21 protein-coding genes and 1 pseudogene are annotated in these 26,979 nt (G+C 74.6%); 14 read left to right on the top strand and 8 right to left on the bottom strand.

All coding sequences use genetic code 11. The features are described 5' to 3' along the window. Positions 1–80 precede the first annotated feature (80 nt). Positions 81–2,267, top strand: coding sequence for a 3-hydroxyacyl-CoA dehydrogenase NAD-binding domain-containing protein (locus tag RVR_RS32690; protein WP_202237536.1), 2,187 nt, complete (start codon positions 81–83; stop codon positions 2,265–2,267). Positions 2,268–2,461: 194 nt separating this feature from the next. After that, on the top strand, positions 2,462–3,889 hold the full coding sequence (locus RVR_RS32695; RefSeq protein WP_237405103.1) for a M1 family metallopeptidase: 1,428 nt from the start codon (positions 2,462–2,464) through the stop codon (positions 3,887–3,889). Between the two features lie 59 nt (positions 3,890–3,948). Here the strand turns inward: RVR_RS32695 and RVR_RS32700 are convergent, their stop codons facing one another. Continuing rightward, entirely contained in the window at positions 3,949–5,064 is a 1,116-nt protein-coding gene (locus RVR_RS32700; RefSeq protein WP_202237537.1) for a fatty acid desaturase family protein, read from the bottom strand. Positions 5,065–5,261: 197 nt separating this feature from the next. On the opposite strand from RVR_RS32700, the gene RVR_RS32705 reads away from it, so the two are divergent. The 6 genes from RVR_RS32705 (at position 5,262) to RVR_RS32730 (ending at position 11,550) form a co-directional block, all read left to right on the top strand. After that, positions 5,262–5,768, top strand: a complete 507-nt coding sequence (locus RVR_RS32705) for a GNAT family N-acetyltransferase (protein ID WP_237405104.1) — start codon at positions 5,262–5,264, stop codon at positions 5,766–5,768. A gap of 256 nt (positions 5,769–6,024) precedes the next feature. Next, entirely contained in the window at positions 6,025–8,466 is a 2,442-nt protein-coding gene (locus RVR_RS32710) for a Tex family protein (RefSeq protein WP_202239518.1), read from the top strand. A 187-nt stretch (positions 8,467–8,653) separates the two neighbouring features. Continuing rightward, on the top strand, positions 8,654–8,836 hold the full coding sequence (locus tag RVR_RS32715; RefSeq protein WP_202237539.1) for a hypothetical protein: 183 nt from the start codon (positions 8,654–8,656) through the stop codon (positions 8,834–8,836). 62 nt (positions 8,837–8,898) lie between these two features. Further along, entirely contained in the window at positions 8,899–9,444 is a 546-nt protein-coding gene (locus RVR_RS32720) for an MOSC domain-containing protein (RefSeq protein ID WP_202237540.1), read from the top strand. A 70-nt stretch (positions 9,445–9,514) separates the two neighbouring features. Next, a complete protein-coding gene (gene ybiA / locus RVR_RS32725) occupies positions 9,515–10,141 on the top strand; it encodes a riboflavin biosynthesis intermediates N-glycosidase (protein WP_202239520.1) in 627 nt (208 codons plus the stop codon). Further along, the gene (locus tag RVR_RS32730) at positions 10,138–11,550 is read left to right on the top strand and encodes an FAD-dependent oxidoreductase (RefSeq protein ID WP_202237541.1); all 1,413 of its coding nucleotides are present in this window, start codon (positions 10,138–10,140) and stop codon (positions 11,548–11,550) included. Before ybiA ends, RVR_RS32730 begins: the two co-directional genes overlap by 4 nt. Here RVR_RS32730 and RVR_RS32735 read toward each other — a convergent pair. Both RVR_RS32735 and RVR_RS32740 read right to left on the bottom strand, forming a co-directional pair. Then, positions 11,534–12,421, bottom strand: coding sequence for a hypothetical protein (locus RVR_RS32735; RefSeq protein ID WP_202237542.1), 888 nt, complete (start codon positions 12,419–12,421; stop codon positions 11,534–11,536). The two genes, RVR_RS32730 and RVR_RS32735, sit on opposite strands and share 17 nt — an antisense overlap. A 226-nt stretch (positions 12,422–12,647) precedes the next feature. Further along, positions 12,648–13,256 (bottom strand): class I SAM-dependent methyltransferase, encoded by a 609-nt coding sequence (locus RVR_RS32740; RefSeq protein ID WP_202237543.1) that lies wholly within the window; start codon positions 13,254–13,256, stop codon positions 12,648–12,650. Between the two features lie 13 nt (positions 13,257–13,269). On the opposite strand from RVR_RS32740, the gene RVR_RS32745 reads away from it, so the two are divergent. The 3 genes and pseudogenes from RVR_RS32745 to RVR_RS38155 all read left to right on the top strand — a co-directional run bounded on the left by RVR_RS32745 (position 13,270) and on the right by RVR_RS38155 (position 15,503). After that, entirely contained in the window at positions 13,270–13,605 is a 336-nt protein-coding gene (locus tag RVR_RS32745) for a YnfA family protein (protein ID WP_202237544.1), read from the top strand. A 118-nt stretch (positions 13,606–13,723) separates the two neighbouring features. Further along, on the top strand, positions 13,724–14,128 hold the full coding sequence (locus tag RVR_RS32750) for a roadblock/LC7 domain-containing protein (RefSeq protein ID WP_202237545.1): 405 nt from the start codon (positions 13,724–13,726) through the stop codon (positions 14,126–14,128). 311 nt (positions 14,129–14,439) lie between these two features. Beyond that, a pseudogene (locus RVR_RS38155) lies at positions 14,440–15,503 on the top strand (DUF6397 family protein). Here the strand turns inward: RVR_RS38155 and RVR_RS32760 are convergent. Further along, entirely contained in the window at positions 15,410–17,923 is a 2,514-nt protein-coding gene (locus tag RVR_RS32760) for a DEAD/DEAH box helicase (protein ID WP_202237547.1), read from the bottom strand. The pseudogene RVR_RS38155 and the gene RVR_RS32760 sit on opposite strands and share 94 nt — an antisense overlap. 133 nt (positions 17,924–18,056) lie before the next feature. Between RVR_RS32760 and RVR_RS32765 the strand changes: the two genes are divergently transcribed. Beyond that, positions 18,057–18,851: a metal-dependent hydrolase gene (locus RVR_RS32765; RefSeq protein ID WP_202237548.1), complete on the top strand. Its 795-nt coding sequence runs from the start codon at positions 18,057–18,059 to the stop codon at positions 18,849–18,851. Here the strand turns inward: RVR_RS32765 and RVR_RS32770 are convergent. Further along, positions 18,787–20,124 (bottom strand): MFS transporter, encoded by a 1,338-nt coding sequence (locus tag RVR_RS32770; RefSeq protein WP_202237549.1) that lies wholly within the window; start codon positions 20,122–20,124, stop codon positions 18,787–18,789. The two genes, RVR_RS32765 and RVR_RS32770, sit on opposite strands and share 65 nt — an antisense overlap. A gap of 135 nt (positions 20,125–20,259) precedes the next feature. Between RVR_RS32770 and RVR_RS32775 the strand changes: the two genes are divergently transcribed. Next, a complete protein-coding gene (locus RVR_RS32775; protein ID WP_202237550.1) occupies positions 20,260–21,012 on the top strand; it encodes a hypothetical protein in 753 nt (250 codons plus the stop codon). Here the strand turns inward: RVR_RS32775 and RVR_RS32780 are convergent. Continuing rightward, on the bottom strand, positions 20,933–21,874 hold the full coding sequence (locus RVR_RS32780) for a LysR family transcriptional regulator (protein WP_346731490.1): 942 nt from the start codon (positions 21,872–21,874) through the stop codon (positions 20,933–20,935). The genes RVR_RS32775 and RVR_RS32780 overlap by 80 nt on opposite strands. Before the next feature lie 178 nt (positions 21,875–22,052). On the opposite strand from RVR_RS32780, the gene RVR_RS32785 reads away from it, so the two are divergent. Beyond that, on the top strand, positions 22,053–23,024 hold the full coding sequence (locus RVR_RS32785) for an NADP-dependent oxidoreductase (RefSeq protein WP_202237551.1): 972 nt from the start codon (positions 22,053–22,055) through the stop codon (positions 23,022–23,024). A 157-nt stretch (positions 23,025–23,181) separates the two neighbouring features. Here the strand turns inward: RVR_RS32785 and RVR_RS32790 are convergent, their stop codons facing one another. Beyond that, positions 23,182–24,966: an ABC transporter ATP-binding protein gene (locus tag RVR_RS32790; RefSeq protein ID WP_202237552.1), complete on the bottom strand. Its 1,785-nt coding sequence runs from the start codon at positions 24,964–24,966 to the stop codon at positions 23,182–23,184. After that, positions 24,963–26,972 carry an ABC transporter transmembrane domain-containing protein gene (locus RVR_RS32795; RefSeq protein WP_202237553.1) on the bottom strand — a complete coding sequence of 670 codons (2,010 nt, stop codon included), beginning with the start codon at positions 26,970–26,972 and terminating at the stop codon, positions 24,963–24,965. Before RVR_RS32795 ends, RVR_RS32790 begins: the two co-directional genes overlap by 4 nt. Between the last annotated feature and the right edge of the window lie 7 nt (positions 26,973–26,979).

A 26,979-nucleotide genomic window follows, 5' to 3' on the forward strand; every position in this document is an offset into this window, starting at 1 on the left:
CGGCCCGCCGCGCCGTTTCCCTCAGCCGCACCTCGCCCGCACCTCGCCGGACCAACCGGACCAACGGAGCTTCGAAGACCATGAGCGAGTCCACCACCATCCGCTGGGAGCAGGACGCCGACGGCGTCGTCACCCTCGTCCTCGACGACCCCGCGCAGTCCGCGAACACCATGAACGCGGCCTTCGCCGACTCCCTCGACGCCACCCTCGACCGCCTGGAGGCCGAACTCGACGGCATCCGCGGCGTCATCATCACCTCCGCCAAGAAGACCTTCTTCGCCGGCGGCGACCTGCGCGACCTGATCCGCGCCACCCCGGAGACCGCCGAGCAGGTCTTCGCCGGCTCGCTGCGGATCAAGCGCCGCCTGCGCCGCCTGGAGACCCTCGGCAAGCCCGTCGTCGCGGCGATCAACGGCGCCGCGCTCGGCGGCGGATTCGAGATCGCGCTCGCCTGCCACCACCGCGTGGCCCTGGACGCGCCCGGCAGCAAGATCGGCTGCCCCGAGGTCACCCTCGGGCTGCTGCCCGGCGGTGGCGGCGTGGTGCGCGCCGTCCGGCTGCTCGGCATCGCCGACGCCCTGCTCAAGGTGCTGCTCCAGGGGCGCCAGTACGCCCCGCAGCGCGCCCTGGCGGCGGGCCTGGTCCACGAGGTGGCCACCGACCGCGACGACCTGCTGGCCCGTGCCCGGGCCTTCATCGACGCCCATCCCGAGGCAAGGCAGCCCTGGGACGAGCCAGGCTACAAGATCCCCGGCGGCACCCCGCGGAACCCGTCGTTCGCCGCGAACCTGCCGGCGTTCCCCGCCAACCTCAGCAAGCAGCTCGCCGGCGCCCCCTACCCCGCGCCGCGCGCCATCCTGGCGGCCGCGGTCGAGGGCGCGCAGGTGGACATCGACACCGCGTTCACCATCGAGGCCCGCTACTTCACCGAACTGGCCTGCGGACCGGTCTCGAAGAACATGATCCAGGCGTTCTTCTTCGACATGCAGGCCGTCAACTCCGGCGCCAGCCGCCCCAAGGACGTGCCCGCCCACCAGGTCGCCAAGGTCGCGGTGCTGGGCGCCGGCATGATGGGCGCGGGCATCGCGTACTCCTGCGCCCGCGCAGGCATCGAGGTGGTCCTCAAGGACGTCACCCAGGAGGCCGCCGACCGCGGCAAGGCGTACTCCGTCGGGCTGCTGGACAAGGCGCTCGCCAAGGGCCGCACCACGCCGGAGAAGCGCGAGGCGCTGCTCGGGCGGATCACGCCGACCGCCGACCCGGCCGACCTGGCCGGCTGCGACGCCGTCATCGAGGCGGTCTTCGAGGACGCCGCCCTCAAGCACAAGGTGTTCCAGGAGATCCAGGACGTGGTCGCGCCGGACGCGCTGCTGTGCTCCAACACCTCGACACTGCCGATCACCACGCTCGCCGAAGGGGTGCGCAGGCAGGCCGACTTCGTCGGGCTGCACTTCTTCTCGCCGGTCGACAAGATGCCGCTGGTCGAGATCATCCGCGGCGAGCGGACCGGCGACGAGGCGCTGGCCCGGGCCTTCGACCTGGTCCGGCAGATCCGCAAGACGCCGATCGTCGTCAACGACTCGCGCGGCTTCTTCACCTCCCGGGTGATCGGCCAGTTCATCAACGAGGGCGTCGCCATGGTCGGCGAGGGCGTCCCGGCCGCCTCCGTCGAGCAGGCCGCCGCGCAGGCCGGCTACCCGGCGAAGGTGCTGTCCCTGGTCGACGAGCTGACCCTGACGCTGCCGCGCAAGATCCGCGCGGAGAGCCGCGCGGCCGTCGAGGCAGCCGGCGGCACCTGGCCGGAGCACCCGGCGGAGCGGGTGATCGACCGCATGGTCGACGAGTTCGGCCGCACCGGCCGCTCCGGCGGCGCGGGCTTCTACGACTACGAGGACGGGCGCAGGACGCGGCTGTGGCCGGGCCTGGCCGAGCACTTCGGCACGCAAGGGGGCGAGCCCCTGACGGTGGCCGGGTCGCCGCTGCGCGACATGCAGGAGCGGATGCTGTTCGCCGAGTCCCTGGAGACCGTGAGGCTGCTCGAAGAAGGGGTGCTCACCTCCGTCGCCGACGCCAACATCGGCTCGGTGCTGGGCATCGGGTTCCCGGCGTGGACCGGGGGAGTGCTCCAGTACGTCAACGGTTACGAAGGCGGCGTCGCCGGGTTCACCGCCCGCGCCCGGGAACTGGCCGCCGCCTACGGGGAGCGGTTCGCACCTCCGGCGCTGCTGGTGCGGAAGGCGGAGAGCGGGGAGCGCTTCACGGACTGACGCCGGCGGCACGCCGTTCTGGGTAAGGCCCGCTCGCCGGGCGGGCGGGCCTTACTCCGGGGGCCCTTGCGCCCCCGGGTCTCGGGATCCTGGTGCCTCGGTGCCTCGGTGCCTCGGTGCCTTGGCGGCTGAAGCGCGGCGCGCGGCCGGCCTTCTGGACGCGCGACGGCCGGCCACCTCGTACGCTGGCCGGCGTGCGCCTTCGCCCGCCGCCGCCGCGCGCGGTCACGCTGCCGCTGCTCGCGGGCTGCCTGCTCGCCTGCTGCCTGTCCTGCACCGGCACGGACGGCTCCGCGCCCGCCGACACCGGCGCCCCCGGGGTCGGCGACCGGCTCTTCCCCGACGCGGGCAACGGTGGCTACGACGTCGGCCGCTACACGCTCGACCTCGACTACGACCCCGCCTCCGGCCGCCTGCGCGGCACCGCGACCCTCACCGCCACGGCCGACCAGGACCTGGAACGCTTCGACCTCGACCTCGCCGGTATGGAGGTCTCCCGCGTCACCGTGGACGGCGCGACGGCCCGCGCCACCCGCGCCGGCACCGAGTTGCGGATCAGCCCCGCCCACCGGCTGCGGCGGGGTGCCCGTTTCACCACGACCGTCGCCTACCAGGGCGTGCCCCGGACGCTGACCGACCCCGACGGCTCGCACGAGGGCTGGTTCCGCACCGACGACGGCGCGCTCGCGCTGGGCGAACCGGTCGGTTCCATGGCCTGGTTCCCCGGCGACGACCACCCGTCGGACAAGGCCGCCTTCGACGTCACCGTGACCGTCCCGCGCGGCCTGACCGCCGTGTCCGGCGGCGAACCGGTCGGCACCCGGCCGGCCGCAGGGGGCCGCACCTCCTACCAGTGGCGCAGCACCGCGCCGATGGCCACCTACCTCGCGACCGTCGCCATCGGGCACTTCGATGTCACCCGTTCGACGACACCGGACGGGCTGCCGCTGTACGTCGCGGTCGACCCGCGCTCCGACGACGCCGCCACCGCCGCGGCGCTGGCCCGCATCCCGGAGATCCTGAGCTGGGAACAGGGCCTGTTCGGGCCCTACCCCTTCGCGTCGGCGGGCGCCGTCGTGGACCACCTGCCGAAGGGGCGGGTCGGCTACGCGCTGGAGACGCAGACCCGCCCGGTCTTCCCCGGCGACGGCCCGCCGCCTGCGGTCGACCAGGTCACGCTGGCGCACGAACTGGCGCACCAGTGGTTCGGGGACTCGGTCACGCCGTCCGCCTGGCAGGACATGTGGCTCAACGAGGGTTTCGCCACCTTCACGGAGTGGCTGTGGAAGGCGCGTGAGGGCGGCCCGTCCCTCGACGCGAGCGCCGCGGCCGCCCTCGCCGACCCCGCCGCCTGGGCCTTCCCGCCGGCCTCCCCGCCCGACGCGGCCGCGGTCTCCGCCGCGCCCGCCTACGGCCGCGGCGCCCTGGTGCTGTACGAACTGCGCCGCACGCTGGGCGCCGCCGTCTTCGGCCGGCTGCTGAAGCAGTGGGCGGCGGCACACCGCCACGGCAACGCGTCCACCGCCGACTTCACCGCCTTCTGTGCCCGCCTCACCTCGCGCGACCTGCGTCCGCTCTTCGCCACCTGGCTGTACGGCGCGGCCAGGCCCGCGCACCTGTGAGCGGGGCGGCCGCTGCCGTCGTACCGCCCTCGTCCGCGGGGTGTGCGGCCGCGCCCGGCTCAGCGCAGCGGTTCCCCCACCGCGTGCATGTGCCCGAGCGCCCGCCGGTAGGACTCCACCAACCCCGTCTCGGTGTACGGGATGCCGAGCCGGGCGCAGTGCGCGCGGACCAGTGGCTGGGCCAGCCGCAGGTGTGGGCGCGGCAGGCTCGGCACCAGGTGGTGCTCCACCTGGTAGTTGAGGCCGCCGAGCAGGAAGTCCGTGACCGGGTTGCCGCGCACGTTGCGCGACGTCAGCACCTGGCGGCGCAGGTGCCCCCAGCGCGAGCCCTCCTCCGGCATGGCCATCCCCTTGTGGTTGGGCGCGAAGGCGCACCCCAGGTGCACCCCGAACAGTGCGTGGTGCAGCAGCGCGAACACGATCGCCTGCGCGGGGGACAGCGCCGCCAGCAGCAGCGCCGCGTATCCCGCGACGTGCGCGACCAGCAGCCCGCCCTCGACCAGCCGCTCCCGGCGGTCCAGGCGCCGCAGGTCCTGGAAGCTGGCGACCTTCAGCGCCAGCCCTTCCAGCAGCAGCATCGGGAAGAACAGCCATGCCTGGTACTTCGTCAGGAAGCGTGCGAAGCCGCGCCGTTCCACCGCCTGCGCCCGCGTCCACACCAGGGCGCCCACCTCGACGTCGGGATCCTTGCCCACGTGGTTGGGGTTGGCATGGTGTTTGTTGTGCTTGTCGGACCACCAGGCCGCGCCCATCCCCAGCAGCAGGTTCCCGTGCAGCAGGGCGATCACGCGGTTCGCCCGCCGTCCGGCCGCGATCTGCTGGTGACCGGCGTCGTGTCCGACGAAGCCGGTGCGGGCCGACAGCACCGCCGCCGGCACCGCCAGTGCCAGCACCCACCACGAACCGGTGCCGCCGACGAGGAGGACCGCCGCCCACACCGCGGCGGACAGGAGCAGGTTCACCGTGAGCGACACCGCGTAGTGCCCGCGCCTGCGCCGCAGCAGCCCGGCGTCCTTGATCTGCCGCAGCAGCGGAGCGAACTCGCTTCCCTCGGCGCGTTCCGCGTTCGGCGGCCCGGCCCGCCGCACATCCTGCGGGGCGGCCTCGGACGCCTGCGCGGTGACGCCCCCCGGCACGGGCGGCTCGACGGTGAGAGTGCGGCTCGCAGGCGGCATCGACGCTCCTCGGGCATGCTCCTGCACCGCGCGTGCGGCGGGCCGGAGAAGGGGTGGTGGGCGGCCGTCGTCGACCGCATCCCCGACGCTATGGAGCCCCGCCGCCCGCGACCATGGCGCCATCACCCGGCTTCCCCGGGGGCCGCCCCACCGAAAACCGGGGGATAACCCCACCCCCTTGCCGCCAGGATGGCGGAGTGACCTCCACGGACCTCTCCCGCCCGGCCCGCACCACCGGGCCCCATCCCGTCACCGCACCGGAGTCGCGGCTCCTGCTGCGCCGCTACTACACCGAACTCGTCTCCCGCTACTACGGCCGCGCGACCGACGACGCCGAGGTCGACGCGGTCCTCGCGCAGGAGCCGAGTGACGACCTGGCCCGCCCCACCGGCGAGTTCCTCGTCGCCCGGATCGACGGCGTCCCCGTCGGCTGCGCCGGGGTGCGCGTGCTGACCTCCGGGACCGCGGAGCTGACCCGCCTCTACGTCGCGCCCCGGACCCGCGGCATGGGTGTCGCCACCGACCTGGTCACGGCCGCCGAGGCGGTCGCCCGCGACACCTTCGGCGCCCTGCGCATGCGCCTGGACACCCGCAGGGACCTCGTCGAGGCCCGCGCGCTGTACGCCCGGCTCGGCTACCGCGAGATCGCGGCCTACAACGCGAGCCCGTACGCCGACCACTGGTTCGAGAAGCGGCTGGGCTGACCGGCCGCGGAGCAAAGGGGCCGAGGAGCGGAGGGGCGAGCCGTTCTCCCGCGTCGGCTTCTCCGTGCCTGCCGCCGGCCCCTTGGTCCCGCCCCTTGCCCCCGGCTCACTGCCGCCCGCCGTTCCCGGCGCGGCCCGCGCCGCCGCGCCGCGCCGCCACGGGCGTTCGGGTGCTCCTGCCGTCCTTGGTGCGGCCGACGCCGCCCGGAGCCGCCCGGCGTCTACGATGCAAGACACACGCGGGGCGGCGCGCGGGATGCGCCGCCCGGCAGGCGAGCTTAGGAGCGAGATCATCAGCGGCAACGTGTCGGTGGAAGCCAGGATCGCCGAGGAGCTTGGCGTACGCGAGGGACAGGTCCGGTCGGCGGTGGACCTGCTGGACGGCGGTGCCACGGTGCCGTTCATCGCCCGCTACCGCAAGGAGGCGACCGGCACCCTGGACGACGCGCAACTGCGCACCCTGGAGGAGCGGCTGCGCTACCTGCGGGAGCTTGACGAGCGGCGCACGGCCGTCCTGGAGTCCATCGACGCGCAGGGCAAGCTCGACGACGCGCTGCGCGCCCAGATCATGGCCGCCGACTCCAAGGCGCGCCTGGAGGACATCTACCTGCCCTACAAGCCCAAGCGGCGCACCAAGGCGCAGATCGCCCGCGAAGCCGGCCTCGAACCGCTCGCGGACGCGCTGCTCGCCGACCCCGGCCTCGACCCGCAGGCCGAGGCGGCCGGGTACGTGTCCGCCGACAAGGGGGTCGAGGACGCCGCGGCGGCGCTGGAAGGCGCCCGCGCCGTGCTCACCGAGCGCTTCTCCGAGGACGCCGACCTCGTCGGCGAACTGCGCACCCGGATGTGGAACCGCGGCCGGCTGGTCGCCAAGGTGCGTGACGGCAAGGAGGAGTCGGGGGCGAAGTTCGCCGACTACTTCGACTTCGGCGAGCCGTTCACCAAGCTGCCCTCCCACCGGGTGCTGGCCATGCTGCGCGGCGAGAAGGAGGAGGTCCTCGACCTCACCCTGGAGCCCGAGGAGCCCACGGAGGGCCCGACCAGCTACGAGCGGCGCATCGCCCAGCAGTTCGGGATCGCCGACCGGGGCCGGCCCGCCGACCAGTGGCTCGCCGAGACCGTCCGGTGGGCCTGGCGCACCCGCTTCCTGGTCCGCCTGGGCATCGACCTGCGCGTGCAGTTGCGGCAGGACGCCGAGGACGAGGCGGTCCGTGTCTTCGCCGCCAACCTGCGCGACCTGCTGCTCGCCGCTCCCGCTGGCACCCGCGCCACCATGGGCCTGGACCCGGGGCTGCGCACCGGCGTCAAGGTCGCCGTGGTCGACGGCACCGGCAAGGTCGTCGCCACCGACACGATCTACCCGCACGTCCCCCGCAACCGCTGGGACGAGTCGCTGGCGACCCTCGCCCGGCTCGCCGCCGCCCACCGGGTGGACCTGATCGCCATCGGCAACGGCACCGCCTCCCGGGAGACGGACAAGCTCGCCGCGGACCTGATCAAGGCGCATCCCGACCTGAAGCTCACCAAGGCGGTCGTCTCCGAGGCGGGCGCCTCCGTCTACTCCGCGTCGGCGTACGCCTCGGCCGAACTGCCCGAGCTCGACGTGTCGCTGCGCGGCGCGGTGTCCATCGCGCGCCGGCTCCAGGACCCGCTCGCCGAGCTGGTCAAGATCGACCCGCGCTCCATCGGCGTCGGGCAGTACCAGCACGACCTGTCCGAGGTGAAGCTGTCGCGCTCCCTGGACGCGGTCGTCGAGGACTGCGTCAACGGTGTCGGCGTCGACGTGAACACCGCGTCCGTGCCGCTGCTGCGGCGGGTCTCGGGCATCACCGAGGGGCTGGCCGGCAACATCGTCGCCCACCGTGACGCCAACGGCCCGTTCCGCACCCGCAAGGACCTCAAGGGCGTCGCCCGGCTCGGCCCGAAGGCGTTCGAGCAGTGTGCGGGCTTCCTGCGCATCCAGGGCGGCGAGGACCCGCTGGACGCCTCCAGCGTGCACCCGGAGGCGTACCCCGTGGTGCGGCGGATCAGTGCCGGCGCGCGGACCGAGATCCCGGCGCTCATCGGCAACGGCACGGTGCTGCGCGGCCTGCGCCCGCAGGACTTCGTGGACGACTCCTTCGGCCTGCCGACGGTCACCGACATTTTCGCCGAGCTGGAGAAGCCCGGCCGCGACCCGCGCCCCGCCTTCAAGACCGCGACCTTCAAGGAGGGCGTGGAGGAGATGAAGGACCTGCGGCCGGGGATGCTGCTGGAGGGCGTGGTCACCAACGTGGCGGCCTTCGGCGCCTTCGTCGACGTCGGCGTGCACCAGGACGGCCTGGTGCACGTCTCCGCGCTGTCCGACTCCTACGTGTCCGACCCGCGCGACGTCGTGAAGCCGGGCGACATCGTGCGCGTCAAGGTCCTGGACGTGGACCTGCCCCGCAAGCGGATCTCGCTGACGCTGCGGCTCCAGGACGAGGCACGGCCGCGCGGCGGCGACCAGCGCGGCGGCGACCGGCAGGGCGGCGAGCGGCGCGGCGGCCCGCCCCGCCAGGGCGGTCGCGGCGCCGACGGCGGCGGCCGGGGCGGCAACGGCGGGAAGGGCGGTGGCCAGGGAGGCGGGCAGGGCCGGCGCGGCGGCTCCGGACAGCCGGCCCCGAGCGGGGCGATGGCCGACGCCCTGCGCCGTGCCGGCCTGACCGGCGGCAGGTAGACGCCACGGTCCAGGGGCCGACCCCGTCCCCTGGACGCCTGAGCGGCGCCCGCGATGCCTTGCCCGGTTTTTACCCGCCGGGCCTTGCGTCGCGGGCCCGAGGGAACCACGACGGCTCGCGGCGCGTTTCACAGGACAGGTACGGTGAGGACGCGGCGCGGGCCGCCGTGAGACGGAGGCGGGGATCATGACGAATCGCACGAAGGTCGCCATCGGTGGCGTGGTGGTGGGGCTGATCCTGCTCGCCTGGATCCCCCTGTGGTTGTTCTTCCTGGTCGTGATCGGCGTGCCGGCGGTCGCGTACTTCACCCTCGACTCCTCCCAGCGGCGCCGGCTGCGCCGCGTGTCCCGCCGGCAAATCGGTCGCTGAGCCCGGGCTCCCCTCGATAGGGTGAAGCGTCGGGTCAGGGAATCCGATCGAGGGGACACCCCATGCTCAGCGGTTCCGTCGTTGCGGTCAGTCGCGACGCGACCCACCGGTTCAGCAAGGCCAACCAGGACCGTGTCCGGCTGCTCGCCGGCCTCGGTGTCGAGGGCGACGCGCACCTCGGCGTCACCGTCCAGCACCGGTCCCGGGTGGCCCAGGACCCCACCCGGCCCAATCTGCGGCAGGTCCACCTGATCCACGCCGAGCTCTTCGCGGAACTGCGCGAGGCCGGGTACACCATCGCTCCCGGCGACCTCGGCGAGAACATCACCACCAGCGGCCTCGCCCTCCTGGACCTGCCCACCGGCACCCGGCTGCGGGTCGGCCCGAGCGCACTGGTCGAGGTGACCGGCCTGCGCAACCCCTGTCGCCAGATCGACGCCTTCCGCGGCGGCCTGCTCAAACATGTCGTCGGCCGGGACGAGACGGGCTCGATCGTCCGCAAGGCAGGCGTCATGGGCGTCGTGGTCGAAGGCGGCACCGTCCGGCCGGGCGACCCGATCTCCGTCGAACTGCCCGCCGCCCCGCACCTCCCCCTGGAAAGGGTGTGAACCGCCCGTGACGGCCGGCACCTCCGCAGCCGCTCCGCCGCCCGCCGAGGCCCCCCGGGACGCCGCCTCCGTGCGCTCCGTCCCGGAACTCGCCGCGCTCGCGGCCTCCGGCACCCGCGTGAAGTACCTGCACTTCTGGGGCCACCGCCCCCAGCGCGACGGCAGCGTCGGCGCCGGCTGCCTCAGCCAGTGGTGGCCCGCCCCCTTCACCGTCGACGGCGTCACCTACGCCACCGCCGAGCACTGGATGATGGCGGGCAAGGCCCGGCTGTTCGGCGACGAGGACGCCGCGCGCCGCGCCGTGGCCGCCGGCCATCCCAAGACGGCGAAGGCCGTGGGCCGCGGCGTGCGGGGCTTCGACGAGGCCGTGTGGGAGCGCGAGCGGGTCGGCCTGGTCGTCGCGGGCAGCGTGCACAAGTTCGCGCAGGCCCCGGACCTGCGCGCCTATCTGCTCGGTACCGGGCGGCGGGTGCTGGTCGAGGCCAGCCCGCGGGACCGGATCTGGGGCATCGGCCTGGCCGCCGACGACGACCGGGCCGAGCGGCCCGACGCCTGGCGCGGCCTGAACCTGCTCGGCTTCGCCCTCATGGAGGCCAGGGCCCGGCTCGCCGCCGGTGGAGGCGCGGCGCCCCGCGGCGCCGAGCGTCCCGAACGAGCCGCCGACGACCCCGCACGAGAGGCGCCTCCCGCCCCATGACCGAGCGCCTCGTGGTCGTCGGCGGCGACGCCGCCGGCATGTCCGCGGCTTCCCAGGCCCGGCGCCGACGGCCCGCCGACGACCTGGAGATCGTCGCCTTCGAGCGTGGCCGGCACGTCTCCTACAGTGCCTGCGGCATCCCGTACTGGATCGCCGGGGACACCGGCGGCCCCGACGCGCTCATCGCCCGCACCGCCGCCGAGCACCGCGACCGCGGCATCGACGTGCGCCTGGGCACCGAGGTGACGCGGATCGACCGCGACGCCGGCCGCGTCCTCGCCCGCGATCCCGACGGCCGCGAAGAGTGGACCGGCTACGACCACCTGGTGATCGCCACCGGCGCGGTGCCGGTACGCCCGCGGATCCCCGGTATCGACGCGCCCGGGGTCTTCGGGGTGCAGACGCTGGACGACGGCGAGGCCGTCCTGCGCGGCCTGGACCGTGCGGGCGTGCGGCGGGCCGTGGTGGTCGGCGGCGGCTACATCGGCGTGGAGATGGCCGAGGCGATGCTCCGGCACGGCCTGGACGTCACGCTGGTCGACCGCAACCCGCAGCCGATGACCACCCTGGACCCCGACATGGGACACCTGGTGCGCGAGGCGCTCGAGGGCCTCGGCGTCACCGTGGTCTCCGGCGCGGCCGCCCGCGAGGTGCTCACCGACTCCGAAGGGCGCGCCCGCGCGGTCGCCACCGACGACGCGGAACACCCCGCCGACCTGGTCGTCCTCGGCCTGGGCGTCCGCCCGAACACCGACCTCGCCCACGACGCCGGACTGCCGCTCGGCACGCACGGCGGGCTGCTCACCGACCGCTCGATGCGGGTGCGCGGCACCGAGCGGATCTGGGCCGGCGGTGACTGCGTCGAGGTCCTCAACCTCGTCTCCCGCGCCTTGCAGCACATCGCGCTGGGCACCCATGCCAACAAGCACGGCCGGATCATCGGCACCAACGTCGGCGGCGGCTACGCCACCTTCCCCGGCGTGGTCGGCACCGCCGTCAGCAAGGTCTGCGACGTGGAGATCGCCCGTACCGGCCTCAAGGAGTCGCAGGCCAGGGCCGCCGGCCTCGACTTCGTCAGCGCGGTCATCGAGTCCACCAGCCGGGCCGGCTACTACCCGCAGGCGGCCCCGATGACCGTCAAGGTGCTCGCCGAACGCGGCACCGGCCGGCTGCTCGGCCTGCAGATAGTCGGCCGGGAGGGCGCCGCCAAGCGCGTGGACATCGGTGCCGTCGCGCTCACCGCGGGGATGACCGTCGGGCAGATGGTCGACCTCGACCTCGGCTACGCCCCGCCGTTCTCCCCGGTCTGGGACCCCGTGCTGGTCGCCGCACGCAAGGCCGCGGACGCGGTGGCCGCCGACACCGCGCGGACCGCGCCCGGTGCCGGGGAGGTCAGGAAGCCGGGCTGACCTCGGGTCGGGCGAGCCGGCCGAGCGCTTCGAGCAGCGACGGCAGGGCCGGGCCGCGCCCCACCGGCAGGACCTCGCCGGGCGCCTCGTCGAGGAGCACGAACGCCATGTCGTCGGTCCTGGCCACCAGGCTCCACCCGGGACCGTCGGCGCGTACCGCCCCGTACGCGGTGCGGACCCGGCCCGGCGGCGGGGGTTCACGGGTGTATGCCTCGGCGCTCTCCAGGGCGCGGCGGACCCCGTCGTGCGAGATGACGGGGAGCGCGGCCGCCCGGCCGCCCTCGGGGGTGCCGGCGCCGCCCGCCGGGTCCGTTCCGCCTGCCGGGTCCGTTCCGCCGACCGGGTCCGCGGCGTCGCCTCCGTCCGCGGTGCCTGCCGTGGCGGGGCCGATCTGGTCGCGCCACTCCATCCACCGGACCGCTATCTCGTCGGCGCCCAGACGCCGTTGCTGCGGCCCCCACACGGACGTGTCCGGCGGGGTGAGGACAGGGCCGCAGCCCGCCGTCTCGTCGGGGTCGTGGGGTTCGGGGACGTCGGGAGCCGAGACCGCCACCGGAACCGGCCAGCCCGGCAGGGACGCGATCATGGTGCTCTCGTCCGGCGCCAGTTCGTACGTCAGCCCGCAGTCCCAGGCGGCCAGCGCGCACGCGACCATGGCGGCATCGGTGGTCGCCACCGTCCAGCGCGCCCCGGCGGCGTCCTGCCCGAACACCAGGCCGTAGCCGCCGGACAGCGGTTCCAGCCCGAGCCGCGCGCAGGCCGCGGGATAGTCGTCGCCCAACACGCCGGGGAACCCGGCCGGCGTCAGCATCGCCGCCGTCAGCACGAGGAGCGCGTCCTCCCCGGGCGCGTCCTGCGGGTTGCCGCCCATCCCTACCTCCTTGTCGCCGCCCGGTCCGCCGCACCCTAACCAGCGGGTAACCTCCGCGTCGAGGGCGGGGACGTGAGGAATCCGTGCACGAGGCGGACCGGTCCCGCGCGGCCCGCTCCGGGGCAGGCGCCCTCCGGGGGACGCGCGCGGGCGGACCCGGTCCGCCGAGCCGGACCGCAGGGCCGGGACCGCCGCTCCACCGCCCCACGGCCTTCCGGTGGCCCGTTCAGGGCTTCCTGACCGCAAGCGCCAGGTAGCGCGCGTCGCCGTCGTCGAGGAGCGCCAACTCCCATCCGCTGCCGTCGAGCAGGCGGCCGAGCCGGGGTTGCGCGCGCATGTCGTCGGGTGACAGCGCGTGCCCGTGGCGCGCGGCGAGCACGGCACGGCCACAGGGGTGGAAGAGCGCGAGGCGCCCGCCGGACCTGGTGACGCGGGCGAGTTCGCGCAGGCCGGCGGCAGGATCGGGCAGATGGTGCACGAGGCCCGACGCGAGCACGGCGTCGAGTACGCCCGAAGCCAGGGGCAGTCGGGCGCAGTCCGCCTCGACCAGGGAGCCGTGTCCCCCGCGGCCGAGCGCGACCGCCTCCCGCAGCATCTCGGGGGTCAGGTCCACCCCCAGGACGAGGCCCCCGGGGCCCACCGCGTCCCTCAACCGCGGCAGCGCACGCGCGGTGCCGCATCCGGCGTCCAGTACGGTGTCGCCCTCGCGCAGCCCCAGTTCGGCGACGGCGGCCGCGAACGCCGGGCCGTCGTCGGGGAAGCGCCCCTCCCAGCCCGCGGCCCGCGTCGCGAAGAAGCCCCGCACCCTGTCCCGTCCGCGCTCGGTTCCGGCCATGCATCATGGTCGCATGATCACGCTGCGTTCGGTCGCCCTGTTCCTGCTCGCCGCGGTCCTGGAGATCGGCGGCGCGTGGCTGGTCTGGCAGGGCTTGCGCGAACACCGCGGAATCGGCTGGATCGCCGCGGGTGTCGGCTCCCTCGGCTGCTACGGATTCGTCGCCACGCTCCAGCCGAGCTCCGACTTTGGACGGATTCTGGCGGCGTACGGCGGGGTGTTCGTCGCGGGATCGCTGGTGTGGGGCATGATCCTCGACGGGTACCGGCCGGACCGCTTCGACGTGATCGGCGCGGGGGTGTGCCTCGTGGGCGTCGGCGTGATCATGTACGCCCCGCGCGGTGGCTGATTCCCGCCCTCCGGGGCGCTGCGAACGGCCGTCCGAGCGCGGTCCGTACCAAGAGGGGCTTGCCCTCGCGCGCGGGGCGTACCAGGCTGCGTAGCGCAGCGGAGACGGGAGGTAGGCGATGACGGTGGGCAACGGGCTCGCATGGCTGCTCGATGACCTGACCAAGCGGGTGCCGCACGTGCAGCACGCGCTCGTGCTGTCTAACGACGGCCTGGTCACGGGGGCCAGCGGTGACCTCGACCGGCCGACCGCCGAGCACCTGGCCGCCGTCTCGTCGGGATTCCACAGTCTCGCCAAGGGGGCCGGCCGGCAGTTCGGCACCGGCGGGGTGCGGCAGACCATGATCGAGTTCGAGGAGGGCTTCCTCTTCGTCACCGCGGCGGGGGACGGCAGTTGTCTGTCCGTGCTCAGCGGGATGGACGCGGACATCGGCCAGGTCGCCTACGAGATGACGCGGCTGGTGCGCCGGGTCGGCGAGCACCTCGCGGTGGCCCCGCGGCAGTCCGGCACCGCGCACGCCTGAACGGCGACGCCTGAACGGCGAACCCTCAACGGCGACGCCTGAACCGCGCACGCCCGGACCGCGCGCGCTGAACCTCGTCCGACCTGCGCTTCTCCCGTCGTTTCCGGAGTTGTCCACAGGCTCTCCGCGGGGGATCTGCGATCCGCGCTAGCTTGGTCACTGTCAGTGATCGAGCTTCGCGGAAGGTGATGGACATGGGTGTGGCGCAGGAGCAGCGGCGGCAGGAGCGGGCTGGGCGGACGGGCGAGGTGGTGCGCGCGACGCGCGCCCGGCCCGCCGTGGAGGGGCCGCCGGCGGGGGACGGCTCGTTGATGACGCTCGCGCGGGCGAGGGACGCGTTGGGCCTTGACTACGACGCGTTCGACCTCGCCGTCCAGGTCGGCGAGCTGCCCACGGTCGGGTGCGGCCCGTACCGGTGGAAGGTCAGGGCGGACGAGGTGGACCGCCTCGTAGCCGAGGAGGGCCACCCGCGTCCGCTGCTCGACCGGGTCCGGCTCGTCGGCAGCACCGAGGCGGCCAGGGAACTCGGCGTGGGGAGGGAGCGGTTCGTCCGGTTGGCCAGAGCCGGCCACATCAGCCCGGTCCGCTGGTACGTGAACCGGTACCGGGCACTGGTGTGGATGTACCTCGCCCAGGATCTCTCCCTGCTCGCCGAGCAGAGTCCGGCACTGCTGCGGGGCCGCTGCCCGAAGGTCTCCGGACGGCGGTGGCCGAAGGCGAGGACGAGCGGGCCCGCGGCTGGCGTTCCCGCCGCGTCGCACAACTCCTGCGCGACGCCTTCGACGCGTGGGACGAGGCGGCCGTCTGGTCGGCGCTGCTCGGGCCGGAGTTGGTCGACAGCGCGGTTCCGGACCCCTGCGAGCGCGCGTACCTGCGCACGCTGCGCGCGTCGCTGCCGCCCGGCCGCCCCGGTCTGGCCACTCCCGAGCAGATCAGGGCGATCACCACGGCCGACCGCCCTGACGAGATCGCGCCGGCCCTCGTGGCGCTCGCCGACGCGCTCGGCCGGGCCCGGCGGGTGCGCCCGGCCCCGGGGGCGGCCGTGGGGGCCGCCACCGACCGCAGTCCGGGGGCGGCCTCGTCAGCCTCGTCGCCCGAGCCGCCCGAGCCGACCGAGGTGGCATGGTCGGTGGCGGAGGCCGCGGAGCCGGCGTGGGCGGCGGGGGAACCGCACGACGGGCGGCCCGGACTGCGCGGCCTGCTGCGGCGGCTGGGACGCCGGCACCGGCCGGCGGGCGCACCCGCGGCCGGCTGCCCGTTCGGCCGGCTGCCGGGTGTCCCTCACAACTCGCCGACGTCGGTGACCCGGAGCACCGCGCGGGCCTCCTCGTCGGAGGCCGCCAGGTCCACCTCGGCGGAAATGCCCCAGCCGTGATCGCCGCCCGGGTCGGCGAAGGTCTGGCGGACCCGCCACAGGCCGTGCTCCGGCTGCTCCTCGATGAGCAGCAGCTTCGGGCCGCGGGCGTCCGGTCCGGTGCCGAGGTCGTCGTACTCGTCCCAGTAGGCGTCCATGGCGTCGGCCCAGGCGTCCGCGTCCCACCCGGAGTCGGCGTCCAGCGCGCCCAGCTCGTCGTACTTCTCCAGGGCGGCCAGCTCGACCCTGCGGAAGAGGGCGTTGCGGACCAGCACCCGGAAGGCGCGCGCGTTGGCGGTGACCGGCTTGACCTGGTCGGCGCGCTCGGCGGCCTCCTCGGCGCTCTCCTCATCGGGGTTGGCCAGTTGCTCCCACTCGTCCAGCAGGCTGGAGTCGACCTGCCGCACCAACTCCCCGAGCCAGGCGGTCAGGTCCTGGAAGTCCTCCGACTTCAGGTCGTCGGGCACGGTGTGGTCCAGCGCCTTGTACGCACCGGCGAGGTAGCGCAGTACGATCCCCTCGGTCCTGGCCAGCTCGTAGTGGGAGACGAACTCGGAGAAGGTCATGGCGCGCTCGTACATGTCGCGGATCACCGACTTCGGCGACAGCGGGTGATCGCCGACCCAGGGGTGGCTCTTGCGGTACACGCCGTAGGCGTGCAGCAGCAGTTCCTCCAGCGGCTTGGGGTAGGCGACGTCCTGGATCCGCTCCATCCGCTCCTCGTACTCGACCCCGTCGGCCTTCATCTCCCCGATCGCCTCGCCGCGTGCCTTGTTCTGCTGGGCGGCGAGGATCTGGCGGGGGTCGTCGAGGGTGGACTCCACCACGGAGACCATGTCGAGCGCGTAGGACGGGGAGTCGGGGTCGAGGAGTTCGAACGAGGCCAGCGCGAAGGTGGACAGCGGCTGGTTGAGCGCGAAGTCCTGCTGGAGGTCGACGGTGAGCCGGACGATCCTGCCCTCGGCGTCCGGCTCGGCCAGCCGTTCCACCACGCCGCCGTCCAGCAGCGAGCGGTAGATCGCGATGGCCCGCCGGATGTGGCGGAGCTGGGACCTGCGGTCCTCGTGGTTGTCCTCCAGCAGCCGGCGCATCGCCTCGAAGGCGTTGCCCGGCCGGGCGATCACCGACAGCAGCATCGCGTGGGTGACCCGGAAGCGGGAGGTCAGCGCCTCCGGCTCGGACGCGATCAGCTTCTCGAAGGTGTTCTGCCCCCAGCCGACGAAGCCCTCGGGTGCCTTCTTGCGCACCACCTTGCGGCGCTTCTTCGGGTCGTCGCCGGCCTTGGCGAGCGCCTTCTCGTTCTCGATCACGTACTCGGGGGCCTGCGCCACCACGAACCCGGCGGTGTCGAAGCCGGCCCGCCCGGCGCGCCCGGCGATCTGGTGGAACTCCCGGGCCCGCAGCACCCGCACCCGCTGCCCGTCGTACTTCGTCAGGGCGGTGAACAGCACCGTGCGGATGGGGACGTTGACGCCGACCCCGAGGGTGTCGGTACCGCAGATCACCTTCAGCAGGCCGGCCTGCGCCAGCTTCTCCACCAGCCGGCGGTACTTCGGCAGCATCCCCGCGTGGTGCACCCCGATGCCGTGCCGCACGTAGCGGGAGAGGTTGCGGCCGAAGGCGGTGGTGAAGCGGAAGTTGCCGATCAGCTCCGCGATGGCGTCCTTCTCCGCCCGCGTGCACATGTTGATGCTCATCAGCGCCTGCGCCCGCTCCACCGCGGCCGCCTGCGTGAAGTGCACGATGTACACCGGCGACTGGCGGGTCTCCAGCAGTTCGGTGAGGGTCTCGGTCAGCGGCGTGGTGCGGTACTCGTAGCTCAACGGCACCGGCCGGGTCGCGGACCGGACCACCGCGGTGGGCCGCCCGGTACGCCGGGTCAGGTCCTCCTCGAACCGCGACACGTCGCCGAGCGTGGCCGACATCAGCACGAACTGCGCCTGCGGCAGTTCGAGCAGCGGGATCTGCCAGGCCCAGCCGCGGTCCGGCTCGGCGTAGAAGTGGAACTCGTCCATGACGACCTGGCCCACGTCGGCGTTCCGCCCGTCGCGCAACGCGATCGAGGCCAGCACCTCGGCGGTGCAGCAGATCACCGGCGCGTCCGGGTTGACCGAGGCGTCGCCGGTCAGCATGCCGACGTTCTCGGTACCGAACATCTTGCACAGGTCGAAGAACTTCTCCGACACCAGCGCCTTGATCGGCGCGGTGTAGAAGGTGACCTCGTCGCGGGCGAGCGCCGCGAAGTGGGCACCCGCCGCCACCAGGCTCTTTCCCGAACCGGTGGGGGTGGACAGGATCACGTTCGCGCCCGAGACCACCTCGATCAGCGCCTCCTCCTGGGCCGGGTAGAGGGCGATGCCCTGCCCTTCGGCCCACGTCGAGAACGCTTCGAAGAGGGCATCGGGGTCGGCGTCGGAAGGGAGCTGATCGATAAGGGTCACCCCTCCATCTTGCCCGTCCGAGCGGCCGAGGGCGGAACCGGCGGCGAAGCCGATGATCACCACCGGTAGTGTGTGGCGTCGACCACACGTCAACTCCGCCTGCGGGCGGCCGAATCGGGGGTACCGCGGCACCATGATGGGACCAGCTCACTCGCTGTCGGGAGCGGCGGCCTGGTTGGCGACCGGCGCCATCGCGGCCGGCCTCGGCGATCCGATGCCGTGGCCGACCCTCGTGGTCGGTGCGCTGATCTGCTCGGGCGCGGCGCTCGCGCCCGACCTGGACCATCAGGCCGCGACGATCTCCCGCGCCTTCGGCCCGTTGTCCCACCTGGCGTGCAAGATCATCGACGCGCTCTCCCACGCCACGTACAAGGCGACCCGGATGAGCGGGGACAGCCGCCGCGCAGGCGGCCACCGCACCCTGACCCACACCTGGCTGTGGGCGGTCTTCCTCGGCGTCGGCTTCTCGGCGCTGGCCGTCTACGGCGGTCGATGGGCGGTGCTGGGCATCCTCTTCGTGCACATGGTGCTCGCCGTGGACGGCCTGCTGTGGCGGCAGGCCCGCACCTCCAGCCACATCCTGGTGTGGCTGCTCGGCGCGACCAGCGCCTGGATGCTCGCCGGCGTGCTCGACGACCCGGGCCAGGGCAAGGCATGGCTGTTCACCGATCCCGGCCTGCACTACATGTGGATCGGTATGCCGATCGTGCTCGGCGCCCTGGTGCACTGCGTCGGCGACGCCATCACGGTCTCCGGGTGCCCCATCCTGTGGCCGATACCCGTCGGCCGCCGCCGCTGGCACCCGCTGGGCCCGCCGAAGTTCATGCGTTTCCGCGCCGGTAGCTGGGTGGAGATCAAGGTGCTCACGCCGGTGTTCTTCGTCGCGGGTGGAGCCTGCGCCGTCGGCGCCCTCGGGTTCTTCGGCTGACCGCCCCGCCGCCCCCCGCTGGCTCGGCCGGACCACGGTCGCCGGGCTGCGGTCCCACCGCCCGGCGCGGGCGGGCGGCGCGTATCGCCGGGAGGGTGAGCACGCTGGCCACCGCCGAGACCTGCCACACCAGGCCGAAGCCGAGCACGCGGGACGTGCCGGCGAGCACCGAGACGGGGCCGGCCGCGGCCAGCCCGACGGGGCCGAGGACGAAGGCACCGAAGGAGCCGTAGGCGCTCACCCGGGCGAGGACGTCCGGCGGCACCTCGCGCTGCACGCCGGCGGTGTACAGCGTGGTGCACAACGCCGAGCCCACGCCGCCCGCGAAGGCCGCGGCGCAGACCCAGGCGAGGGGCAGTCCGGCGGCGAGCGTGGCGGGAGGCAGCGACCAGCCGAGCGAGGCCGCCGTCCCCACGAGAAGGGGGCGGTGCGGGCGGCGCCCGAGCAGTGCGAGGCCGCCCGCCACCGCGCCGGCACCGTAGCCGGCCATCACCAGCCCCCACGCCGCCGAACCGCCGAGCCGGCGTTGGGCGACCACGGGACCCAGGACCAGGAACGGTGCCCAGACGAAGAGGTTCATCAGGCCCACGTGCGCCGTGGTGACCCACAGCCAGGTGCGGGAGCGGAACGCGTCCCAACCGCTCCTCAGGTCCGCCGCGAAGGACGAGGCGGGTGCGGCGGAACGGACCGTACGCGGCAGCAGCAGGAGCGCCACCACGCTCACGCCGTAGCTGGCCGCGTCGAGCGCGAGCACGCTGGACGCACCGCTGACGGCGGTCAGGACGCCGGCGAGCGCCGGGCCCGCGATCGAGGTCGCCGAAGCGGCCATGCCCAGCAGGGCGTTGGCGTCCGAGAGCGCCGCGTCGGGGGCGAGGCGCGGGATGAGGGCGTTGAGCGCGGGGGTGAAGAGCGCTTCGGCCGCGCCCCACAGGGCGACGAGTGCGACCAGCGCCCAGAGCGGCGGCTTCGCCCCGAGCAGCAGGAGGGCGAGGGCGCCCTGCGTGAGGCAGCGAACCGTGTCGGCTGTCAGCATCACCTGCCGGCTGCCGAGCCGGTCCGCGACGACACCGCCGGCGAGCAGGACCAGGACGAGCGGCACGATCCGGGCGGTGAGCACGAAGCCGAGTTCCGTGCCTCCGCCGCCGGTCGTGAGGATCGCGAAGGCGAGCGCGACGGATGCGGTCGAGGAACCGAGCAGCGAGGTGGCGTAACCGATGAAGAAGCGGCGGAAGTCCTGGGCGCGGAGGGCGCAGAGGCCGGAAGGGAGGGGCATGCGCGCAGCGTGCGGGTCCCGGCCGACGACACGCCAGACAGGGCGCCGAAAAAACCTGAGTCGAGAGGGGTCAAGTTATGCTCGTATCGGGACGGGCCGGATGGTGTTTACTGCGGTGATCTCGGGGAGGGTGGGATGAGTCGACCCGTCGAGTACGCGGTGGCGGTGGAGCGGTTCGTCGCGGCCGCGCCGCTGGGAGCCGGATCGCGCCGTGTCTACCGGATCGCCCTCACCACCTGGGCCTGGCCGCTGGTGGACAAGGCACCGCCGGTGGGGGAGGAGCGGCGGGGCGCTGTGCCGCCGGCCGTGCCGCTCGCCCTGCTCGACGCCCCGCACACCGGCCGGAGACTGCGGGACGCCTTCGTTCGGCGGGCCGACGCGGTAGGCGCCCGCACCGCCAACCGCGAGCTGTCGATCCTCGCGGCCGCGCTGAACTGGTGGCGTGGGCAGGGGTGGTTGGAGACGGACCCGATCGCCGGGGTGAACCGGCTGCCGGCATCGGCCGCCCGGCCGCCCGGACCGCGGCTCGACGCCCAGCAGACCCGGGCCGTACTCGGTCTCCCCGTCCCCCTGCGGGAGAAGGCCCTCTGGCACCTGCTGCACGAGAGCGGGGCGACCATCGACCGCGTCCTCGCCCTCGACATCGACGACTTGGACCTGGCCGGCCGCCGCACCCGGGGACGCGCCCCACTGCACTGGGGCGACGGCGCCGCCGCGCTGCTGCCGCTGCTCACCCTCGGCCGACTCGACGGGCCGCTGTTCGCGACCGGTCGGGGGCGGCTGTCCTATCGGCGGGCCGCTGAGGTCTTCACGGCCGCCACCCGCCCGCTCGACCCCCGCGGCCGCGGGTGGACACTGCGGGGGCTGGCGCCGGCGGGGCGGGGGTAGGGGACGGGCGGGAAGCGCCCATCCCCCGGGCGTCCGCGGCGGCGGCCGCCGCCCGCACCAGCGCGGCCACGCCCAGGCTGTGGGAGTGCTCCGGCCAGGCGATGACGAGGACCGCCGGCCGGCAGTCCGCGAGGGGGACGTAGGCGACGGCCCGGCGCGGGTAGCGCGCCGCGACCGACCGGGGCAGGACGGTCGCGGTGGCGCCGAGGCCCACCAGCGCCAGCAGTTGCGCGAGGTCGTGCACGCCGTGCGCGCCGATGTCGCGCTCGGCCCGGTCGTCGATCTCGTCGGCGTTGATGCCGAGGTCGGACGGCCGGACGGTGGCGGCGCCGGCGAGCGGATGGCCGGCGGGCAGCGCCGCGACACGGGGTTCGAGGGCGACGACGTCCGCGTCGATGCCGCCCGGGTCGTAGGGCTGGAACATCAGGGCGGCGTCGGCCTCGCCGGTCCGCAGCAGCCGCGCGTGCTCCCGCCACCCGCACAGCCGCACGGAGACGGGTTCGGCGTCGGGTTCCTCGGCGACCGCGGCGAGGACGTGCTCCAGCAGCCCGCCGTCGGCGTCGGCCTTCACGGCGAGCACCAGGCGGCGGTCCGGCGCCGAGGCCCGGACGGTACGACGGGTGGCCGCGTCGAGCGACTCCAGGGCGGGCCGCACCTGGGCGAGCAGCACCTCGCCCGGCACGGTCAGTTCCACGACCCGGGTGGAGCGCTCGAACAGTCGCACCCCGAGTTCGGCCTCCAGGTTGCGGATCGCCCGGGACGGCGCGGGGGCGGCGATCCCCAGCCGCTCCGCGGCGCGGGTGAAGTTGCGCTGCTCCGCCACGGCGACGAAGTAGCGCAGGGGTCGGGATTCCACGGCCATGGGACACATGATGACCTGATCGGACAGGGGATTGTTGCCTTCTCGTTCACAGTCGATGCCGGGACGGTCGTTCTCCCGCTCCCCGCGCGCCTCCAGACTGGAGGTGCCGCGGGGCGCGGAAGGTGGCGATGGCCTGCGGCGGAACAGGACCAGGACCAGACGGAACGGAGCGAGGACCATGCGCGCGGTCGGCATCGAGCGGTTCGGCGACACCCCGGAACTCAGGGAGATGCCCGAACCCGAGCCGGGCGGCGGCCAGGTGCGGATCGCCGTCGAGGCCGCGGCGACCAACCCGCTGGACCTGGCCGTCGCCTCGGGGGCGCTCGCGGAGCTCGGAACGTACCGCTTCCCGCTCACCCTCGGCATGGACGGCGCGGGCACGGTCATCGCGGTCGGCGACGGCGTCACCGGGTTCCGGGTCGGCGAGCGCGTCTTCGGCCAGTTCTGGGGCAGCCCCTACCAGTTCGGCACCTTCGCGGACGTCTGCGTGGTGCAGGCGGCCCCCGCGCTCGGCGCGCTCGCCGTCGTCCCGGACGAGCTGCCCGGCCGGGTGGCCGCCGCCCTGCCGACCGCCGGCATGACCGCGCTCGGCGTCCTCGACCACGCGCGGGTCCCCGCGGGCGGCACCCTGCTGGTCATCGGCGCCACGGGAGGGGTCGGGACGTTCGCTGTGCAGGCCGCCGCGGCCCGCGGCATCCGCGTGCTCGCGACCGCCACCGGCCGCTCCGGCGACACGGCCGACCGGCTGCGGGACCTCGGCGCCGACGCGGTCGTCACCGGCGGCGCGCAGCCCCTCGACCAGGCGCTGCGCGATCTCGCGCCCGGCGGCGTGGACGCGGTCCTCGACGCCGTCGGCGACCGCGCGCTCACCGGCGGCGTGGCGGCCTCCGTACGAGAGGGCGGCGCCCTGCTCTCGACGGCATTCGGGCTCGACGACCGCCTCCTGGCCGACCGCCGGATCCGCGCCGCCCACTACCGCCTCGACCGCAAGCCGGAACGGCTCGCCGAACTGGCGGAGCTCGCCGCCTCGGGCGCCCTGCGGCCCGTCATCGGCGCCGAGGTCCCGCTCCAGGACACCCCGCGGGCCCTCACCGGGGACGTCCCGATCGCGGGCGGCCTGCGGGGCAAGACCGTCATCCGGGTGAGCTGAGGTGCGCTGAGCCGGGCTGAGGCGAACCGGGCCGAGCCGAGGCGCCCAGGGGCGAGGTGTTCAGAGGCGAGCTGCCCGGAGCCGAGGTGCGCCGAGGTGAGGTGTGCACAGGTGAGGTGCGCCGGGGCAAGGCGGGACGAGCGCGGAAACACCCGCCTCACCCGTGCCAGGACCGCCACAGCGCCGCGTACGCCCCCTCGGCCTCCACCAACTGGTGGTGGCTGCCCAGCTCGCTGATCCGGCCCTCCTCGACCACCGCGATCACGTCCGCGTCGTGCGCGGTGTGCAGGCGGTGGGCGATGGCCACCACGGTCCGGCCGTCCAGCACCTTCGACAGCGAGCGTTCGAGGTGCCGGGCGGCGCGCGGATCGAGCAGGGAGGTCGCCTCGTCGAGCACCAGGGTGTGCGGGTCGGCCAGCACCAGGCGGGCGAGGGCCAGTTGCTGGGCCTGCGCCGGGGTCAGCGTGGCGCCGCCGGAGCCCACCTCGGTGTCCAGGCCGTCCTGGAGCGCTCGCGCCCACTCCTGCGCGTCCACGGCGGCCAGCGCCTCCCACAGCTCCCCGTCGCCGGCGGCCGGCCGGGCCAGCCGCAGGTTGTCGCGCAGGGTGCCGACGAAGACGTGGTGCTCCTGGTTGACGAGGGCGACGTGCTCCCGGACGCGCTCGGCCGGCATCCGGGCCAGCGCGGCACCTCCGAGGGTCACCTCGCCGGTGCGCGGCGCGTACAGCCCGGCCAGCAGCCGGCCGAGCGTGGACTTGCCCGCGCCCGACGGGCCGACCAGGGCCAGCCGGGTGCCGGGCGGCACGTCGAGCGAGACGTCGTGCAGCACATCGGTGCCTTCGGTGTAGCCGAAGCGCACCTGGTCCGCCGTCATGGTCCGGCCCTCCGGCGCCAGCTCCCCGTCGCCCTCCTCGACCGCGACCTCGCGCACCCCGACCAGCCGGGCCAGCGACGCCTGCGCGGTCTGCAACTCGTCGTACCAGCGCAGCATCAGGCCGATCGGGTCGACCAGCATCTGCGCGTACATCGCCCCCGTGGTCAGCGCGCCCACCGCGAGCCAGCCGTGCAGCGCGAAGCCGCCGCCGATCATCAGCACCGAGGTGAGGATGAGGACGTGCGTCATCGTGATCGCGGGGAAGAGCACGCTGCGCAGCCACAGCGTGTAGCGGCTCCAGTCGATCCAGGTGCGCAGCCGGGTGCGGGACAGCTCCTCGCGACGCTCGCCCAGGCCGTGCGCCTCGATGGTGCGGCCGGCGTCCACGGTCTCGGCGAGCGCGGCGGCGACGGCCGCGTAGCTCGCCACCTCCGCGCGGTAGGCCCGCGGTGCCCGCCGGAAGTACCAGCGGCAGCCCGCGACCAGCAGCGGCAGCGCCACCAGCACGGCCAGCGCCAGCGGCGGAGCGGTCACCGCCAGCGCGCCGATCAGCAGCAGCGCCCACACCACGGCGATCGCGAGCTGCGGCACCGCCTCGCGCATCGCCTCCGAGAGCCGGTCCACGTCGGTGGTGATCCGCGACAGCAGGTCCCCGGTGCCGGCCCGCTCCAGCACCCCCGGCGGCAGCGAGACCGCCCGTACCAGGAAGTCCTCGCGCAGGTCGGCGAGCATCCGCTCGCCCAGCACCGCCCCGCGCAGCCGTACCAGCCGCACGAAGCACGCCTGCACGGCCAGCGCGGCCAGGAACAGGCAGACGGTACGCGTCAGGTGGATGTCGCGGCGACCGTCCGCCAGGTCCTGCACCAGGTCGCCCAGCAGGAACGGACCGACCATCGACGCCACGACCGCGACGGTGTTGACGCCGAGCAGCAGCGCGAAAGCGCCGCGGTGCCGGCGGGCCAGCTCCCGGACATAGCCGCGTACCGTGGCCGGTGAGCCGACCGGCAGTGTGACGTTGTCCGCGACCGGCGCCGACGGGTCGTGCTCCGGCGGTCGTACGCCGATCATGCGGACTCCTCCTCCATCGACATGTCGCCATGGGCGTCGACCGCGCCGGTTGCGCCGCTGCCACCGCCCGGTCCGCCCGCTCCCGCGGGGTCCGCCGCGGCTTTGTTCCCCTGGACGCCGTCCTCCTGGACGTCGCCCTCGCGCGTGACCACGGACCGGTACAGCGGGGTGCTGCGCAGCAGGTCGTGGTGGCTGCCGGCGGCCAGCGCGGCACCGTCGTGCACGAACACCACCCGGTCGGCGCGGTCGAGCACCAGCGGGCTCGACGTGAACACCACGGTGGTGCGGCCGGCGCGGACCTCCCGCAGACCGCGCGCGATCCGCGCCTCGGTGTGCGCGTCGACCGCCGACGTCGGCTCGTCGAGCACCAGCACCTCGGGGTCCGCCACCAGCGAGCGGGCCAGCGCGAGCCGCTGCCGCTGCCCGCCGGACAGCGACCGGCCGCGCTCGATGATCCGGGCCCGCATCGCGTCCCGGGAGCCCGCGTCGGCACCGGCCAGGGAGCGCACCAGCGCGTCGAGCACGTCGCCGCACTGCGCGGCGTCCAGCGCGGCCGGCGCGGCCACGCGGCCCGAGGCGGGCACGTCGAGCAGTTCGGCCAGGGTGCCGGACAGCAGCACCGGGTCCTTGTCGTGGACCAGCACCGCCGAACGGGCCGCCGCGAGCGGTACGGCGTCCAGCGCCCTGCCGCCCAGCAGCACCGAGGGCTCCCCCGCCACGCCGACGGGGCTGTGCCCGCCCAGCCGGTCGGCGAGCCGCCCCGCGGCGTCCGGGTCCCCGCACACCACCGCCGTGAGCAGCCCCGACGACGCCAGCAGACCGGTGGCCGGGTCGTAGAGGTCGCCCGACAGCGCGCCCGGGTCCGTCTCCCCGGCCGGTCGGCCCGGGTCCCCGGTGCCCTCCTGCGGGCCGGAGGAGCCGGCCGCCGCCGCGCCGTCCGCTCCGGCCCCGGCCGCGCCAGCCGCCCCGGCCCCGGCCGCGCCGCCAACCGCCGTCCCCTCGACGTCGCCGCGCCGCAGCGCCAGCACCCGCGCGGCACGCTTCGCCGACGGCCGGGAGAACGACCACGCCATGGCGATCTCCTCGAAGTTCTGCAACGGGAACATCAGGAACGACACCGAGCCGTAGACCGTGACCAGCTCGCCGACCGAGATCCGCCCGTCCAGCGCGAGCCGTGCCCCGTACCAGGCGACGCCGACCAGCAGCAGGCCCGGCAGCGCGACCTGGACGGCCGCGATGGTGGCCCACATCCGGGCGCTGTGCACGGCCGCCCGGCGTACCTCCTGGGACACCCGGCGGTAGCGGTCGAGGAACAGCTCCTCGCCACCGATCCCGCGCAGCACCCGCAGCCCCGCCACGGTGTCGGCCGCCAGCTCCGTCGCCCGGCCGCCCTTCTCCCGCTGGAGGTCGGCACGGCGGGTGGCCGCGGGCAGCAGCGGCAGCACGGACAGCGCCAGCACCGGCACGGACGCGGCGACCACGACGCCGAGCCTCGGTTCGTAGACGAGCAGCGCCACGGCGACGCCGACGGTGGCCAGCAGCGCCGAGGTGAAGCGCGCCAGTGCCTCGACGAACCAGCCGATCTTCTCGACGTCGCCGGTGCTGACCGCGACCACCTCGCCGGCCGCGACCCGCCGGGTCAGGACCGCGCCCAGCTCGACGGCCTTGGCCGCGAGGAGCTGCTGCACCTTCGTGGCGGCGCTGATCCAGTTGGTGACCGCGGTGCGGTGCAGCATCGTGTCGCCGAGCGCGGTGAGCAGGCCGAGCACGAGCAGCACGGCGCCGGCCAGCACCAGCCGGGTGCCCGAACGGTCCACCACGGCCTGCACGGCCACCCCCACGACGGCGGGGAAGCACGCCACCGACGCCATGTGGAGGGTGCCCCACGCGGCGGCGGCGGCCTGGCCGCGCCACTGGCCCCACTCCAGCCAGATCAGGAGCCGGCGGCCGGAACGGGTGTCGGGCCGACCGGGGTCGGCGAAGGGGAGAGCGCTGAGGGACGGCATGGTGTCC

This window comes from Streptomyces sp. SN-593 (assembly GCF_016756395.1).
GTDB lineage: Bacteria > Actinomycetota > Actinomycetes > Streptomycetales > Streptomycetaceae > Actinacidiphila > Actinacidiphila reveromycinica.